The organism is Luteolibacter rhizosphaerae, from assembly GCF_025950095.1.
In the GTDB taxonomy this organism is placed as follows: Bacteria; Verrucomicrobiota; Verrucomicrobiia; order Verrucomicrobiales; family Akkermansiaceae; genus Haloferula; species Haloferula rhizosphaerae.
Genome location: NZ_JAPDDR010000013.1, coordinates 10,692 through 27,887 on the forward strand (window position 1 = coordinate 10,692; position 17,196 = coordinate 27,887).

Annotated in this window: 10 protein-coding genes; 8 read left to right on the plus strand and 2 right to left on the minus strand. The window is 63.7% G+C overall.

Features of this window, described 5'->3' with window-relative positions; translation table 11 throughout:
- The first annotated feature begins 300 nt into the window (after positions 1-300).
- Both OJ996_RS21315 and OJ996_RS21320 read left to right on the plus strand, forming a co-directional pair.
- Positions 301-4,902, plus strand: coding sequence for a GDSL-type esterase/lipase family protein (locus tag OJ996_RS21315; RefSeq protein WP_264515711.1), 4,602 nt, complete (start codon positions 301-303; stop codon positions 4,900-4,902).
- 161 nt (positions 4,903-5,063) lie between these two features.
- Positions 5,064-5,726, plus strand: coding sequence for a TFIIB-type zinc ribbon-containing protein (locus OJ996_RS21320; RefSeq protein WP_264515712.1), 663 nt, complete (start codon positions 5,064-5,066; stop codon positions 5,724-5,726).
- A gap of 69 nt (positions 5,727-5,795) precedes the next feature.
- On the opposite strand, the gene OJ996_RS21325 is transcribed toward OJ996_RS21320, so the two are convergent.
- Positions 5,796-7,355 carry an RNA polymerase sigma factor gene (locus OJ996_RS21325; protein WP_264515713.1) on the minus strand — a complete coding sequence of 520 codons (1,560 nt, stop codon included), beginning with the start codon at positions 7,353-7,355 and terminating at the stop codon, positions 5,796-5,798.
- 199 nt (positions 7,356-7,554) lie between these two features.
- Positions 7,555-9,456, minus strand: a complete 1,902-nt coding sequence (locus OJ996_RS21330; protein WP_264515714.1) for an Ig-like domain-containing protein — start codon at positions 9,454-9,456, stop codon at positions 7,555-7,557.
- A gap of 129 nt (positions 9,457-9,585) precedes the next feature.
- Here OJ996_RS21330 and OJ996_RS21335 point away from each other — a divergent pair, with 129 nt between their 5' ends.
- The 6 genes from OJ996_RS21335 to tpiA all read left to right on the plus strand — a co-directional run bounded on the left by OJ996_RS21335 (position 9,586) and on the right by tpiA (position 17,076).
- A complete protein-coding gene (locus tag OJ996_RS21335; RefSeq protein WP_264515715.1) occupies positions 9,586-12,123 on the plus strand; it encodes a DEAD/DEAH box helicase in 2,538 nt (845 codons plus the stop codon).
- Between the two features lie 84 nt (positions 12,124-12,207).
- Positions 12,208-12,351: a hypothetical protein gene (locus OJ996_RS21340; RefSeq protein WP_264515716.1), complete on the plus strand. Its 144-nt coding sequence runs from the start codon at positions 12,208-12,210 to the stop codon at positions 12,349-12,351.
- Positions 12,315-12,830, plus strand: a complete 516-nt coding sequence (locus tag OJ996_RS21345; RefSeq protein WP_264515717.1) for a hypothetical protein — start codon at positions 12,315-12,317, stop codon at positions 12,828-12,830. The genes OJ996_RS21340 and OJ996_RS21345 overlap by 37 nt, the downstream gene beginning before the upstream one ends.
- A gap of 66 nt (positions 12,831-12,896) precedes the next feature.
- On the plus strand, positions 12,897-15,032 hold the full coding sequence (locus OJ996_RS21350; protein ID WP_264515718.1) for a SpoIIE family protein phosphatase: 2,136 nt from the start codon (positions 12,897-12,899) through the stop codon (positions 15,030-15,032).
- Between the two features lie 31 nt (positions 15,033-15,063).
- Entirely contained in the window at positions 15,064-16,260 is a 1,197-nt protein-coding gene (locus tag OJ996_RS21355) for a phosphoglycerate kinase (protein ID WP_264515719.1), read from the plus strand.
- Positions 16,261-16,305: 45 nt separating this feature from the next.
- Positions 16,306-17,076, plus strand: a complete 771-nt coding sequence (gene tpiA / locus OJ996_RS21360; RefSeq protein WP_264515720.1) for a triose-phosphate isomerase — start codon at positions 16,306-16,308, stop codon at positions 17,074-17,076.
- Positions 17,077-17,196 lie beyond the last annotated feature (120 nt).

A 17,196-nucleotide genomic window follows, 5' to 3' on the forward strand; every position in this document is an offset into this window, starting at 1 on the left:
GTCGCGGGACGCCCGGGGATTGCAAGCTTGGTGTTAGGGAGAGGGTGGGGAATGTACGATTTGGAGATCGGGGTCCCACCTTCGACATTTGGAGACTGAGGTTCAAAGGGTTGGTGCGCAGCGGACTAGGTTTATTCCTAGGGGGCGCAATGGGGGATTGCTTTTGGAGGGGGGTGGCTAGGATCCACTACTACCCAATTCTCATAAAACCCAATGGATACCCCCTGGCGAAGCCTCCTCGCGCCTGTCGCGATCTTGTCGTGTTCCGTACTCTCCGCAGCCCCGATACGAATCCTGCCCATGGGGGATTCGATCACGGAGGGATCTCCCAGTAGCAACTACCGCACCACGCTGCGGACGATCCTGACGAACGCGGGATACGACGTGGACTATGTGGGCACCTACACGGCCAATCCCGGCACTCTAACCGATCGCGAGCATGAGGGCCACAGCGGCTGGCGGATCGACCAGCTCGACTCGAACGTGTCGGGTTGGTTCTCCGCGATCGAGGATCCGGATTTCATCCTGCTGCACATCGGGACGAACGACTTCGGCCAGAACTTCGACACGGCGAATGCGATCAACCGCTGGGATGCGCTGATCCTGAAGATGGCCACGCTGAGACCGCACGCGAACATCGTGGTGACCAACATCATGCAGCGCAGCGGCGCGGTGGATACGAACATCCAGAACCAGTTCAACGCCTTCGTGCAGGCGCGGGTGAACGCGCACATCGCCGCGGGGCGCAAGGTGACTTTCCTGGACATGCGTGCGGCGGTGCCGCTCTCCGACATGCCGGACGGCCTGCACCCGAACCAGACGGGCTCCGACAAGATGGCGAATGCGTGGCTGGGTGCGATCCAAGCGCTGTCCACGCCGGAGGGGGACTTCAGCGCGCCGGCGATCTCGCGCATTCGCGGTAGTATGTCGCGCACGGAGGCCACGGTCACCTTCAGCAAGCCCGTGGCCGACTCCGCGGCGAACCTGGCGAACTTCGCGATCGATGGCGGGCTCACGATCTCATCCGCCACACTGGATGCAACCAAGCGCAAGGTCACGCTCGTGACCTCAGCGCAGACGGAGAACACGGTCTATACGGTCACGGTGAACAACATCGTGGACCGCCAGACGCCGACTCCGAACGCGATCGCGCCGAACAGCATCATGACCTTCGTGCCGCCGATCCCGCGCGGCTATCAGAACCACATCGCGGAGTCCGAGCAGTACGCGCTGGCTTACTCGCTGGATATCCCGAGCAATGCCTACTACCGGCAGGCCCAGCCGAACTATCAGGTGGATAACCGGGCCTCGGTGGGACCCTTCGATCGGGTGGCCTACTACCTCGAGCTGCAGGCCGACAACGGCGAGCTGCAGTACGTGTGGACCTCGATGGATGCCTTCACGCAGGACGCGGGCAAAATCGCGGTGCCGACCTTCGGCAGCGGTGCTTTCTTCCAGCAGCCGGTGACGAATCTCACGGTGCGCTCGAACGTGGCGGGATTAGCAACGGGGAATAGCTTGAGCGGGAACATCGAGTTCTGGCCAAGCAACTACGAGAAGGGGAATTCCGCCAACGTGACGGGCGCGAGCGCCACGCATTTCGACTTCGGCGATCAGCCTTCTGCGGGTGATTACGGCTCGATGCAGGTGCACAACACGGGTGCCGCGCAGACCGTCTTCGCCTTCAACCACTGGGGTGGCACGGGTCAGGTCGCCCGGATCGCGGATCTGGGAATCGGCAACGACCCTTCACCCGTCAACGACGGCCGGGACTGGACCTTCCACAATAATGCGGGGGCTTATAACGTCAAGACGCTGCAGGTGCTGGTCCGCACCACCGGGGATCACACCGCGCCGACCCTTGTTTCCGCGATGGCCGCGGCCAGTCGCTCGCAGGTGGTAGTGAATTTTTCGGAGCCGCTGGCCACCGCGTCGGTGAGCGCCTCGGACTTCAGCTTGGACAACGGGGTAAGCGTTCTTTCCGCCACGCTGTCCGCGGATCGCCGCTCCGTGACCTTGCAGACCAGCACACATCCGCAGGCCGTATCGCTCACGCTCTCCGTGGGTGAGGTGCGCGATAGCTCGGCAAATGCGAATCCGATCGCGGCCGGCGCAAGTATCGCCGTCTCCACCGAGACGCGTCCGGCGGAGGTCATCGCGAATGTCGGTGCTGCTTCCGCGGGCTATCAACTGGTGCTCTCCGCGGATCTGCCGACCGTGGGGAACTTCGTCGCGAGGAATCCCTATAAGTTCGACGACCGCTCCGCGCCCGGCAACTTCACGAAGGTGGCCTACTATCTGGAACTCCAGCAGCAGGGGCAGCCTACCCGCTACGTGTGGACCTCAATGGATGCCTTCACCGGCGGTCGCCATCACATCGGTATCCCCACCACTGCCAGCGGTGCGGTCTATCAGCAGAATGTCACCAACCTCGAAGTGCTCTCGAATGCTCCCGGCATCGTCACGGGGACGACGGCCACGGGCGGTAACATCGAGTTCTGGCCGCACAGTTACACGCAGGCGAATGGCATCGCGATCCCGAATGCCAATGCCGGGACCTACGACACGGGTGATACCCGCACCACGGGGACCTACGGCTCGATGCAGGTGCACAACCACGATGCGGGGGCGAACCAGACCATCTTCGCGCTGAACCATTTCGGTGCGGATGGCAGCGTGCTGGATCTCGGCATCGGCAACAATACGGCTCCCGTCGACGGTGGCGTGGACTGGACCTTTGCTGCCAATGCGGGGAACTACAGCAAGCGGACCCTGCACGTGCTGGTGCTGCCCGGCACGACCACCAGCCCGGACCTGATCGCGAAGGTGCCCGAGGCCGAGGGCTATCAGCTGGCTTATTCCGTGGATGTCCCGGCGAGCGGGAACATGCAGAGCGGCACCGGTGCCTTTACCTACCAGAAGAACTTCGGCACCGCGCTGGGGCCCTTCACCCGCGTGGCCTACTACATGGAGCTCAACAAGACCGGCGATCCGGCGCCCACCTACGTGTGGACCTCCATGGATGCCTTCACCACGAATGGCGCGCGCATCGGCGTTCCGACCGGCTGGATGTTCCAGCAGCAGGTGACGAACATGAACGTGTTCTCGAATGCTCCGGGAGTGGTCACGGGCACGAACATCGCGACCGGGAATATCGAGTTCTTCCCGAGCAACTACAACCAGTCGAACCCGCTGGCCATTCCGAATGCCAGTCCTGCAGTCTTCGACTTCGGCGACGGCGGAGCGGGCACGGGCCAGGGCCACGGCTCGATGCAAGTGCACAACTACGGCGCGAGCCAGACCTTGTTCGCGCTCAATCGCTGGGGTTCGGCCAACACGAACAACCCGCTCTGCATCGGCATCGGCAACGGACCGGCACCGGATACGGACTGGACCTTCGCGAACAATGCGGCGACCTGGAACCTGAAGCGCCTGCTGCAGGTCTACGTGCTGCCGGGGAACTCCGACCTGGCGGCTCCCGCGATCACCGCGGTGAGGCCCTCGATCGACCTCGATGCCGTCCGGCTGACTTTCAGCGAGCCGATCGCGGAGAATTCCGCAAGCGCCGCCGTGGTGGATATCCCCGGCCTGAGCGTGCTCGGGGTGGAGATGCAGGGCAGTACGGATCTGATCGTGCGGACTAGCGCCCAGACCGCGGGTGCGGCCTACACGGTGAATGTGAGCGGCGTGCGGGATCGTAGCCCGGCGGCGAATACCACGGCACGCACCGCGAACTTCAACGGCTACACGGCGCCGGCGGTCTTCGCGAACGTGCCGGAGATCTCCGGCTACCGTCACATGCTCAGCCTGGGGCTGCCCGGTGCGGTGCCGAACTACAACAACAACGGGGTGAACTACGACCTGGACGAGCGCCGCTTCGGCGATTCGTCCTTCGATCGCGTGGCCTACCTGATGGAGCTGAACGGCAACTGGGCCTACGCCTCCTTCGATGCCCACACTCGTCTGCCGAGCCAGATCGGGGTGCCCACCCTGACCACGAACCCGGTGCCGATCCAGCAGATCGTGACGCACATGAACGTGGCTTCGAACGTGGCCGGCGTGACCAACGGGACCGATATCGCCACCGGCAATATCGAGTTCTGGGGCGGTAACTACGAGGCCGGAAACGACACCGGTATCCCGGGTGCCAGCAGCACGCTCTTCGACTTCGGCGATCGGATGACGAATGGCGGTCACGGCTCGATGCAGATCCACAACCATGGTGCGGGGCACACGATCATGGGCTTCAACAACTGGGGCTCGAACCTCACGGGCAACAGCGAGATGGGCATCGGCAACAACACGCCGATCAACAATGCGATCGATTGGACCTTCGCGGCGAATGCGAACAGCTACACCACCAAGCGCCTGTACGTGCTGGTGCGCGCGAGCGCTCCGGCCGCGCCGGGCTCGCTGGCCGCGCAATTCCATGGCGAGCCGGGCACCCGGATCGCGGATGCGGGCGAGGATGTGACCTTCACGGTGAGTGTCGCCGGTCCCGGCCCCTTCACCTACCAGTGGCGTCACAATGGCGTGGCGATCGAGGGCGCGACCAATCCGTGGCTGGATCTGAGCAACATCAGCGGCAGCAGCTCCGGCACCTACGATGTGATCGTGACCGGTCCGGGCATGGTGGCCACCACCAGCCCCGGCGGCACGCTGATCGTGACCGGACTGGTCCTTTCCCCGAACGAGATCCACGTGACGGAGGCCGGTGACGTGTCGCTTAGCTTCTACGGCGATCCGGGCCGGATCTACGAGATCCAGCGTAGTACCACGCTGGGCGGCTGGGAGACGCTGGACGAGATGCAGGCACCCTCCAACGGTGAGATGCCCTATCTGGATGATGAGGCACCGGAGCCGAAGGCCTTCTATCGTGCGGTGCCGCTGCCGCAGCCTTGAGCTGGACAGAAGCTTGCCAGCCCGCGCGGGAGATCTCCTGCGCGGGCTTTTTCGTGGGCGACTCCAAAACCGGTGGTCCGCTGGAATTGACCCTATCTGAGGAAACGGGCAGAAGCTTGCGCGTGAAGTGTACGAGTTGTGGCGGACGACTGGAAGGTTCGATGAGCTTTTGCCCCTTTTGCGGGGTGCGGCAGGAGGTGAACCTGCGCCAGATCCATTTCCGTGACTTGGGCACGGATGCCTCGTTGCCCTGTCCGCATTGTTCGACGGCGCTGGATGTGATCGAGTTCGACACCGAGCCGAAGATGCGGATCGAGCGCTGCACGACCTGCTTCGGGATGTTCTTCAATCCGGGCGAACTGGAGGCGCTGCTGGATGCGCAGACCAATCCGCTGGTGTGGCTCGATCCGGTGCAGCTCAACCAGATCGCGGAGGACTTCGGCCACCAGCATGAGATCGTGTACCTCAAGTGTCCGATGTGCGCCGAGCGGATGAGCCACCTGCACTTCGGCGGGAAGAGCGGGGTGATCCTCGACCGCTGCGGCACCCACGGCGTGTGGCTGGAGGGGAGCGAGCTGCGCCGCTTGACCGAATGGTGGCGTGCCGGGGGCAAGCTGATCTATCAGGCGCACGAGGCGGCGCGGGTGAAGCGGATGCAAGGGGAGCTGGAGCAGATCCGGAAGCCGGGGCCATCCTTTGTGAGCGTGGAGGGGCGGCAGCCATACGTTTTCGACCGGGAGCCGCGGTCCTTCGACGGCTCCGGAAGCGCGGCGGTGGATATCGTGGGCATTGTCGGAGGCCTGATGTCGATGTTCCTCGATTAGCCGGTCTCCGAACGCAGACGAGGCCTCCCGCCGGGAGACCTCGCCGTGTCATGGCTGTGGCTATGGAGCTTACTTGTCTTGGAGCTGATCGAGGATACCCCCGTCGGTGATCCCTTCCATCAGTTGCTTGGCCCCGCCGATCATCTTGCGGCCGGAGGCGACTTGCTTCTCGATCTCTTCGAGGGTGGAGAACTCCTGCTCGGCCTCGGTCTTTTCCTCCTTGGTGCGGGCGGCGAGTCCATCCTGGAAGATCCGCTTCTGCTCTTCATCGAGGATGGCGAGGAAGGCTTCCACGAAAGCTTCGTCGTCCAGTGAATCCGACTCCATGGAATCGGTGTCGCCAATGGCCATGGAGAGATCATCCTCGGGGATGTTGAGGGTTTTCTCGAGCTCCGCGAAGGCGGCGGGAGTCATTTCGCCACGCTTCACGGCATCCGAGGCGAGCAGGTATTCCATCAGCGAGGCGGGCTCCTTCTTCAGCAGGGAGATCAGCGAGCGTGCTTCCTCGCCATCGCGCTTGAAGGAGTCGTTCTCGAGCTGGCCGAGGGTTTTCTTCTGCTCCTCGGTGAGGTTGAGCTTCTCGCCGAGTTCTCCCAGCGATTCGGCCGGGTCGTCCCCGAACTGTTCGCCGAGCTTCATGCTGTGAGCGATCTCCATGACCGAGATGGCGTCCTCGAGAAGGGCAATCATTTCACCGTGGAGGTGGGCGGAGAGCTTGGTACGGGCATCGCCGTACTTCGCGGTGAGGCGTGCCTGGGTTTCGTTGCTGCGCTGCTTGCCGGTGGAGGCGGCGGAGGGCAGGGCGCTGCCCGAGAAGGGGGCGCTGCCGGTGGTGGAGGATGTTGCGGACGGGGTGCTATCGCTTCCATCCCGCATGCGGGGAACGGCGATGGCGGTGACTCCGGCGAGAAGAAGGAGCGAGGCTCCGGCGACGATGGCTTTGTGGCTCATGATGATGGCGATGATGCTGGTGCTTGAGACCGCGGTGGTGGCGGCAGTGGAAAGGGCGGTGGATGAAAGGCTGGCAGCGAAGCCCGCGGGGGCGGGTGCCGTGGCGTGGGCGGGGAGAATGGTGGCGAGCGCGGCAGAGGTGGTGGCGATGCCGCGCTTCGACAGAAGCGAGCGGAGTCGTTCGAGCGCGCGGTCGATGCGCTTGCGGGCGGCCTCCTCGCTCAGGCCGAGGGCGGCACCGATGGCACCGTGGGAGCGCTTTTCGTAGAAGCGGAGGAGGACGGCGCGGCGCTCCATCTCCGGCAGTTCGTCGATGAGTGAATCGATGACCGGCTCCAAGCGGGACCAATCGGGCGTGGGTTCGGAGTTCATCTCGAAAGGGTGGGAATGGGCGGATTCGCGCTTGCGGCGGGCTTCCTCGCTGCGGACCAGATCAATGGCGAGGGAGCGGCAGGTGCGGTGAAGCCATGCGGCGAGCGGCACATTGGCCGGGACGGAGGCGGGCTTCGCGGCGAGCTTGCTGAAGACCTGCTGGGAGACATCGCGGGCGAGATCCGGATCCCGGGTCACGCGGCCGGCGACGCTGAAGACGAGATCGCAGTGGCGATCCACCAGCCGCCGGAATGCCTGCTCGGAGCGAGTGGCGGCGAATTCACGGATGAGATCCTGATCGTTCATGGTCGTGGTCTTCTTGAACTATTCGGGACCGGCCAGAAAAGCGGACGGGAAAATGGAGATTTTTTCCCGGGGGCTTACCGAGGGCAGCCTATCTTCGTAGCGCCGAGGTAGCTCGAAACGCTCCCGCGGGAATACCCGGGGCTACCTTCGCAGCTTCACGGCAGCAGGCAGCGCGCACTCCAAGGCGGCATGGCCGCGTTTACGGAGTGGTAGCGCGCGTGTAGACGAGGCGGTAGAAGAGGCGGGAGAGACTTGGAGATGTATCCAGACGGATGCGGCGTTCGGTGAAGCCGTTGCCCAGATCGGTGTCGCTCAGGAGGGTGTAGACTGCCGGTGACCAAGCCGCGGATGGATCGCCAGCGGAACTGATGGCGTAGTCGAGCGCGGGAGAGGCTCCGTCCATGCGCATCTTGAAGGTGAGGATGGCGTGATCCGTTTCGAGCGAGGCGAAGGCGAGGAGATTCGGAGCCGCATCGGCGACCTTCGGGTCGAGGCCGTGGGCGAATTCTTCGAGGTTGGTGTAGCCATCCTGATCCGGGTCAGCGGCTTCACCCCAGACGGTGGCTTCTTCTTCCGGGTCGAGCGGTTGGAAGGCGGCGTGGGTCCAGGTGTCGAGCGCGGAGACCGCTTCGATCGTGAGATTCACGAGGATGGAATCGCTGCCGCCCCGGCCATCCGAGACGGTGACGGTGAAGGCGTCGCTACCGGTGTAGTTGAGCGCGGGCTGATAGCTGAGGTTCACGCTGCCGCCGCTGGCAGGGGTGGTGATGCCTGCGGTGCCATGGCTGGCCTGGGTGAGGATGGCCCAAGAGAGCGCATCACCATTCGCATCCGTGGCGGAGAGGCTGCGGCTGAAGGCGGTGGGCGCATTGTTCTTCGAGAGCGTGACCGCCACGGAGGAGCCCTCGAGGATGACGGGTGCGGTATTCGGCGGTTCCTGGATGGTGAGATTGACGGTGATTGTGTCAGTGCCCCCTTGGCCGTCCGAGACGCGCACGACGAAGGAGTCGCTGCCGGTGTAGTTCAGTGCCGGCTGATAGCTCAGGTTCACGCTGCCACCGCTGGCAGGGGCGGCGATGCCTGCGGTGCCGTTTGCAGCTTGGGTGAGGATTGACCAGGTAAGGGTGTTGTTTTCCGGGTCGGTCGCGCTGAGGCTACGGCTAAAGGCCATGGGGGTGTTGTTCTTGGAGAGCGTGACAGAGACCGAATCTCCCTGTGCGATCAACGGCGGGTCATTGGTCGGGATCAGGAAGGCGCGCATCACCGCCATGTGCTGCATGCCGGTGGCGCCGCTATCGCCAGCCATGACGGGAGCAACCGCGGTGAGCGGGGTGTAGACGCGGCTGTCGAAGACAAGGCCGTTCGCGAAGCTGTTCGACCCGATGACGAGCGGGGTGGAAAGGGCAGCGAGCGATGCTCCCGGCGCGACCCAATCGTAAGGCTTGGCCCGGCTGGCATTGGTGCCGCCCAAGCCGGCCTGATCGACGGGCCAAGGAGACGAGGTCACAACAACGGGCGAGAGCGTGCTCAGGCATGCCTCGCTGCGGCTGTCGGTATTGAAATCGCCGCCAAGCACCACGTGGTCAGTGGCCAGCTTGTTCGCTTGGATGAGAGTGCGGAGATTGCCTGCCTGAGTGTTCCGCGTGCTGGAGCCGCCGCCGGAGCTGAGGTGCACGCTAATTGCGAGCAGGTTCATGTCGCCCGGGATATCGATGCGGGCCCAGACGTACTCGCGGTCGGGCATCTGGGTGTCTTCCCAGACACCGGTGGCGAGGAAGGGGTAGCGGCTGACGATGCCGTTCGGGATGCTCTTGCCGGTTTCCACGTGGTAATGGAAGCTGGTGCCGAAGTTCTCGTTCACCCATTGGCGGTAAGTGGCGGCGCTGTTCTTGGACCCGTTCAAGGTCACGTTCATCTCTTGAACGAGCGCGATGTCCGGATCGAGACCTTGGAAGATGCGGTTGCCGTGGCCGGGGTCATAGGACTGCAAGTTTCCGCTCGAGGTGTTCGCCGCCATGATGCGGATCACCTCATCCGCCCATGAAACCGGGGCGAGGAGTCCGAGAGAAACGGCGGCAAGCGCGAAGAACCTGAGAATCACGCGCGACCAAAGCATCAAACGGGCCACCCGGGCAATGCAGCGCGTGTGTCGAATCTGCGTGTTTTTGCGGAGCATGGGACGGCTGCGGCTTCCCATCGGGGAAATCCGCCGCCATGGTCCGCGGGCCCGATGATTTTGCTCGATCCTGCCAAGCTCTCGAATCCGACCTCGAATGACGAGGTGCTGAGCGTCTTCCTGGACTACCTGATCGAGACGGAGGTGGAGCCCTACGACCATCAGGAGCAGGCGATCCTGGAGCTTTTCGCGGGAAACAACGTGATCCTGAACACGCCGACGGGATCGGGGAAGTCGCTGGTGGCACTGGCGATGCATTTCAAGGCGATCTGCCAGAACCGGAAGTCCTACTACACGGTGCCGATCAAGGCGCTGGCGAACGAGAAGTTCCTCTCGCTGTGCCATGTCTTCGGGCCGGAGAAGGTGGGCATGATCACGGGCGATGCGACCGTGAATCCCGGCGCGCCGGTGATCTGCTGCACGGCGGAGATCCTGGCGAATCTGGCGCTGCGCGAGGGTGCGCAGGCGGAGGTGGATGACGTGATCATGGACGAGTTCCACTACTACTCGGATGCGTCTCGCGGCTTCGCTTGGCAGGTGCCGCTGCTGACCCTGCCGCAGGCGAGGTTCCTGCTGATGTCCGCCACGCTGGGGGAAACGGCTTTCTTTGAGGAGACGCTGACCAAGCTGACGGGTGCGCCGACGACGCTGGTGAAATCCGAGCAGCGTCCGGTGCCGCTGGAGTTCGACTACAGCGAGACGCCGCTGGAGGAGAAAGTCGGGGAGCTGGTGGAGCAGAACAAGGCGCCGGTGTATTTGGTGCACTTCACCCAGCTGGCCTGCGCGCAGACGGCGCAGAACCTGACGAGCTCGAACTTCTGCACGAAAGAAGAGAAGCAGCGGATCGCCGAGGTGTTGCACGATGCGAATTTCCGCAGCCCCTACGGGAAGGAGGTCTCGAAGCTGTTGCGGCACGGGATCGGCATTCATCACGCCGGCCTGCTGCCGAAGTACCGGATCCTGGTCGAGAAGCTGGCGCAACGCGGCCTGCTGAAGGTGATCTGCGGGACGGACACGCTGGGGGTGGGGGTGAACGTGCCGATCCGCACGGTGCTCTTCACGCAGCTATTCAAGTACGACGGAAGTAGTACGAAGACGCTGGCGGTGCGGGACTTCAAGCAGATCTGCGGGCGTGCCGGGCGGAGGGGCTTCGACCACATCGGCTACGTGGTCTGCCAGGCACCGGAGCACGTGATCGAGAACCTGCGGCTGGAGAAGAAGGCGTCCTCTTCGGGCAAGAAAAGCTTCGTGAAACGAAAGCCGCCGGAGAAGGGCTTCGTGAACTGGGACGAGAAGGCTTACCGACGGCTGATCGATGCACCGCCGGAGAAGCTGGTATCGAGCTTTCAGGTGCGGCACTCGATGCTGCTGAACGTGCTAAGCCGCGAGCATGAGGACGGCTGCGACGCCCTGCGGAAGATCATCCGGAACAGCCACGAGACGGCGGCGAAGAAGAAGGCGCACAAGAAGCGGGCCTTTCAGATCTTCCGCGGGTTGGTGGAGGGAAACATCCTGCGGATCATCCCGCCGGCCGAGCGCAAGGGCCCGGTGAAGGTCGCGCTGAACGTGGAGCTGCAAGAGGATTTCTCGATGAACCAAGCGCTCGGGCTGTATCTGCTTGATGCAGTGCCGCAGCTCGACCGGGAATCGCCGGACTATGCGCTGAACGTGATCTCGCTCGTCGAGGCGATCCTGGAGAATCCGGAAGTGATCCTGCGGCGGCAGGTGGACTTGCTGAAGGGCGAGTTGATCGGCCAGTTGAAGAACGAGGGCGTGGAGTATGAAGAGCGGATGGCCCGGCTCGAAGAGGTCGAGTGGCCGAAGCCCGGGAAGGATTTCATTTACGACACCTACAACGCCTTCGTGGCCGAGCGGCCGTGGATGAAGGAGGCGGCGGTGCGGCCGAAGTCGATTGCCCGGGAGATGTTCGAGCACTGGCAGTCCTTCGAGGACTATGTGAAAACCTACGGGCTGGAGAAGAGCGAAGCGGTGCTGCTACGGCATCTCTCGGAGGTCTACAAGGTGCTCTCGCAGACCGTGCCGCCGATGGCGAAGACCGAGGAACTGGTCGAGGCGGAGGAATACTTTTTCGAGATCCTGCGCGGGGTGGATTCGAGCCTGCTCGACGAGTGGGAGAAACTGAAGAATCCCGACTATGTCCCGGAGGAGGAGAAGCCGCCGGAGCAGCGGAAGCATGTCGCCTTCACGCGGAATCGCCCGGCCTTCACGCGGGCGCTGCGGAATGCGGTGTTCACCTTGGTCAAGGCGTTCGCCGAGGAGAATACCGCGGCGGTGCTGGCCCAGGTGGAACCGGCGGACGGCGATGGGACCGCGTGGAATGCGGGGCGGGTGGAGGGCTTGTTGGATGCCTACTTCGCGGAGCACCTCAGGATCCGTCTGGACCCGGAAGCGCGGGCGGCCAAGCACTCGCGGATCGACGACGAAGAGCCGCGGCGCTGGAAGGTCGAGCAGATTCTGGTGGACCCGGACGAGCACAACGACTGGATGCTAAAGCTGACGGTGGATCTGGACCGGAGTGACGCGGAGGAAAGGCCGGTGCTGGTGTTGGAGGGGATGGAGACGATCGCGTGAATGATGGTTTCATATTTCCACACGCTTGAACGAATGCTAGGGTCCGGTGTGGCCGACCCATCCCAGACCTTTCCAGAACGAGGCATGCCGCGCTGGCGCGAGAAGCAGCGGAAAATGCCGGTAGGGGAGAAGGTGGCCCTGCTGGGGCAGGTGATCTTGGAAACCCGGAAGCTCGAAGTGATCAAGAAGGCATGGAAGCAGTCTGCGATGTCCTCGAAGAATTACTGAAGCAAGGCTCCCTTAGCGCGTATGCCATCGGAGGTGCAACTGCCGCAGGCTTTCATGGGGAGCCCTTGGCCACGCGGGATATCGATGTCTTCGTTTTCTTAGAGGCATCCCCCGGGTCACTCTTGGTCTCGCTGTCCCCGCTTTTCGAGCGCTTGTCCCAGATGGGCTTTCGAGACTTCGACGAAGAAGGTATTCTGATCAACGGCTTTCCGGTCCAGTTTCTCTCCGCAACTCCCGGGCTAGAAACTGAGGCTGTGACCGAAGCCTTGGTGATTCAATTCGATACCCATGTGATCCGGGTGATGACCCCGGAGCATTTGGCTGCGATTGCTTTGAAACTGGGGCGACCCAAGGATCGGGCAAGGTTGGTGTATCTGGTCTCCCTCCCGGAGTTTGACCGGAGTCGTTTCGGAGAGGTCTTATCTAAGCATGGACTGACCGAGCGGTGGGACACTTGGGCTTCCGGACTAGGCCTCTGAGCGGGTGTTCCCCGTGACCGAAAAGCTGCTGGCAAATCGCCGCTTAGAGGCCTTAGTGTGCGAGTGGTGAAATTGAGCAATATGGGACTGCGCGGAAAGTTCGCCCTGGCACTGGCGATCGCAGCCCTGATTCCGTTTCTGGTAGGGCTGGTGGTTCTGGAAACCTTCGGGTTCCGGCATTTGCTGGCCACCAAGGGGCGCTTGCACGAGGCGGAGGCGCGGGCGACCGCACGGTCGCTGGAGCGCTCGGTGGAGTTCCAGGCGGGCAATTTCTGGAGCTGGGTGGCGGCGGATCCGGCCCTGCTCGATTATCTCTCCGGGCTGGTGACCGGGGCTGAACCGGACATGAAGGCCACCGAGGCGAGGTGGAAGGAGATGTCGGAGGATGACCCGGTGCTGCGCGAGATTCTGGGGAACCCGGGAACCAACAGCCTGCTGCGATTCGCGACCTCGCACAAAACGGTGGCGGAGGTGCTGGTGGCGGATACCACCGGGCGTTTGGTGGCGGCTTCGCAAAAGGCCAGCGACTACGATCAATCGGACGAGGCGTGGTGGAGCGTGGGTCGCACCCTGCCGGAAAGCGGGATGTGGACGGACTCGCTGCACTTCGACGAGAGCGCCGGGGTATTCTCGCTGGATCTGGTGCTGCCGATTCACCGCAAGGGCGAGCTGAAGGGGGTGGCGAAGCTGGTGCTGGATGTCACCCCGCTGTTCTCGCAACTCCGGACCTCACGCGACGACAGCGGCGGGCAACTGGAGATCCTGCTGCCGGACAGCCGGGTGCTGGCCCGCTCCGGTGCGACCGGCTATGAGGCGCAGGGGACCACGCTGGACCCTGATGCGATGCTGGTCATCCGCGCGGCCCGGAATGGCTGGACCCTGAATCATCCGGGGAACAGCCCGGAGGAGCGGATGAGTGGGTTCGCCTCGATCGAATCGCGGGGATCGGACCGGCGGCGCTCGGAGCCGGATGGCTACGTGCTCTTTTCTTCACCGAAGGACGAGGTGGTCGCCCCTCTGCGGCGGCAGGTTGTCCTGATCGGTCTGGCCGCGGGACTGGCCACCGGGGTGTGTTTGCTGGGCGGCTACGCCTTGGTGAACCGGAAGATCCTCAAGCCGATCTCGGCGCTGGGGCAGGCGGCCCGCTCGGTGGCCGCCACCGCCCATCTGCGCACCGATGTCGGCATGTCCGAGACGGAGGCCTTCGCGCTGCGGAAGACGGCGGAAGAGGATCTGCACCGGATCCGCTCGATCCAAACGGGCGACGAGGTGCAGGAACTGGCGGAGGACTTCGGCGCGATGACCGACCGGGTGATGCGCTATCACCGGGAGCTGGAGGCGGAGGTGGATGCCAAGACCTCCCTGATCCGGGAGGAACTGGAGATGGCGCGCGAGTTCCAGACCGCGCTCATGCCGACGAGTTTCCCGGAGACGCCCGCGCATCTGGCGAAGGACCCGCTGCGGCTGGGCTTCGCGCACTTCTACCAGCCGGCCTCGACAGTGGGCGGGGATTTCTTCGATCTGCTGGAGCTGGATGAGCACCGCACCGGCGTGCTGATCGCGGATGTGATGGGGCACGGGGCCCGCTCGGCGCTGGTCACGGCGATCCTGCGGGCGCTGGTGCGGAATCACGTGGCCTCCGCTCACGATCCGGGGGCGTTCCTCGGGATCCTGAACCGCGAGCTCTTCGAGGTGATCGAGCGCAGCCACCAGACCCTGTTTGTGACCGCCTTCTTCCTGGTGCTGGATACCAAGGAGGCGAAGGCGAGCTGGGCGGTGGCAGGGCACCCTGCCCCCCTGCGGGCGCGGCGCAGCACCGGCAATCCGCCCCAACTACTGTGGAGCGGCGCGCAGCGGCAGCCTGCGCTGGGCCTGATGCCCGCCACGGCCTACCAGACGGCGAATTCCTCGATCCGGGCGGGGGATGTCTTCCTGCTCTACACGGACGGGGTGGTGGAGGCGGAGAATCCCTCCGGGAAGGATTTCGGCATCCAACGGCTGGTCGCGACCTTCGACGAGGCCCTCGACGGCCCGCTGGCCGCCATGCCGGCCAAGGTGATTTGCGAGGTGGCGGCCTTCCAGAAGCGGCGTCACCACGACGACGACGTGTGCGTGGTGGCGGTGGAGGTGAGCCCCGGGGCAGTGTCGGAACCGGTGACGGGTCCGGGGATGCTGGCAGGATCGGTCCCACGCGGTGCTTGACTTGCAAGGCGTCCTGCGGCAACCCCGCCCCATGGCCAAGCTTTCGATCCGCGACCTCGATGTGAATGGTAAAGAAGTCCTCATGCGTGTGGACTTCAACGTCCCGCTCGAAGACGGCGCGATCACCGACGATACCCGCATCCAGGCAGCGGTGCCTTCCATCAAGCATTTGCTGGCTGGTGGTGCCAAGCTGGTGCTGGCCTCCCACCTCGGTCGCCCGAAGGGTGGCCCGGAAGCGAAGTTCTCGCTGGCTCCCGCTGCGGTCCGCCTCGGTGAGATCCTCGGCCAGGACGTGAAGCTTGCTCCGGACAGCATCGGCGAGGAGACCGCCGCCCTGCGCGCCGCACTGCAGCCCGGCCAGGTGCTGCTGCTGGAGAACACCCGCTTCTACCCCGCGGAAGAAGCGAACGAGTCCGATTACGCGAAGGCTCTCGCCGGCTCCGCCGAGATCTACGTGAACGACGCCTTCGGCACCGCGCACCGCGCCCACGCTTCCACGGAAGGCGTGACCCACTTCATCCCGAAGAGCGCCATGGGCTTCCTGATGGAGCGCGAGCTCGAGTATCTCGACGGCAAGCTGCAGAATCCCGAGCGCCCCTTCCTCGTGATCATGGGCGGCTCCAAGGTTTCCGATAAGATCCAAGTGATCTCCAAGCTGATGGAGAAGGCGGATGCCTTCCTGATCGGCGGCGCGATGGCCAATACCTTCCGCAAGGCTCAGGGCTACAAGACCGGCAACAGCCGCGTGGAAGCCGACAAGCTGGACCTCGCGCTCGACCTGCTGGCGACCGCGAAGGACAAGGGCGTGGGCTTCCTGCTGCCCGCCGATACCCGCATCACCCAGGAATTCAAGGAAGGTGCCGAGACCAAGGGCACCGGTGCCTACGAGCAGGGCGGCGAAACGCCGGACGGCTGGGAAGGCATCGACATCGGCGATATCGCCATCGATGAATTCGTGAAGGAAGTGGCCAAGGCCAAAACGATCATCTGGAACGGCCCGATGGGCGTGTTCGAGATCGACAGCTTCGGCAAGGGCACCAAGGCGATCGCCGAGGCCATGGCCAAGAGCGATGCCGTGACCATCGTGGGCGGTGGCGATTCCGTCACCGCTGTGAACAAATACGGTCTGGACGATGAGATGACCTTCATCTCCACCGGCGGCGGCGCGTCGCTGGAATTGCTTGAAGGAAAGGTGCTTCCCGGTGTGGCGGCGCTCTCCGAAGCTTGACTTGGCCCGATTCCCGCTGTTGATCCCGCACCCAACTGATTTGCCATGTTCCGCAAGCCCATCTTTGCCGCCAACTGGAAGATGAACAAGGGGCCCTCCGAAACGGAGGACTTCGCCCGTAGTTTCCTTTCCAAGGTTCAGAACCGCACTTTCCCCTGCGATATCGTGATCGCGCCTCCCTTCGTTTCGCTGTCGAAGGCGGCGGAGATCCTGGGGAATGTCTCGAGCATCGCGCTCGCCGCCCAGAATTGCTCGCAGTTCGATTCCGGTGCCTACACCGGTGAGATCAGCGCGATGATGCTGAAGGAATTCTTCGTGCACTACGTGATCCTCGGTCACAGCGAGCGCCGCGCGATCTACGGTGAGACGGATGAAGTGATCAACGCGAAGGTCCGCAAGGCCCGCGAGTTGAACATGAAGCCGATCTTCTGCATCGGCGAAACGCTCGAGGAGCGCGAGGCCGGCAAGCTGGAGAAGGTGCTGCGCACCCAGGTCAGCGCCGGTCTGCAGGGTCTCTCCGAGCGCGACCTGCTCGATACGGTGATCGCTTACGAGCCGGTCTGGGCGATCGGCACCGGCGTGACCGCCTCGGCAGCGCAGGCTCAGGAGGCACACGCTTTCGTCCGTTCGCTGGTGGCGGAGCAGTTCGGCGCGGACAGCGCGGCGAAGATCCGGATCCAGTACGGTGGCTCGGTGAAGCCCAGCAACGCGGCCGAACTTATGGCCTGCCCGGACATCGACGGCGCACTGATCGGTGGTGCCTCGCTGGAGCCGCAGAGCTTCCTCGATATCATCGAGAAGGGTGCTCCGGCCTAAGCGCTGCGATAAGCCAGATTGATTCTTGGAAAGGGGCGCATCTCGCGCCCCTTTTCATTTGTTGTGCTTGTCATCCGGGATCCGCGGGTGAGCGGGAGGAAGGAAATCCGGGAAAGTACC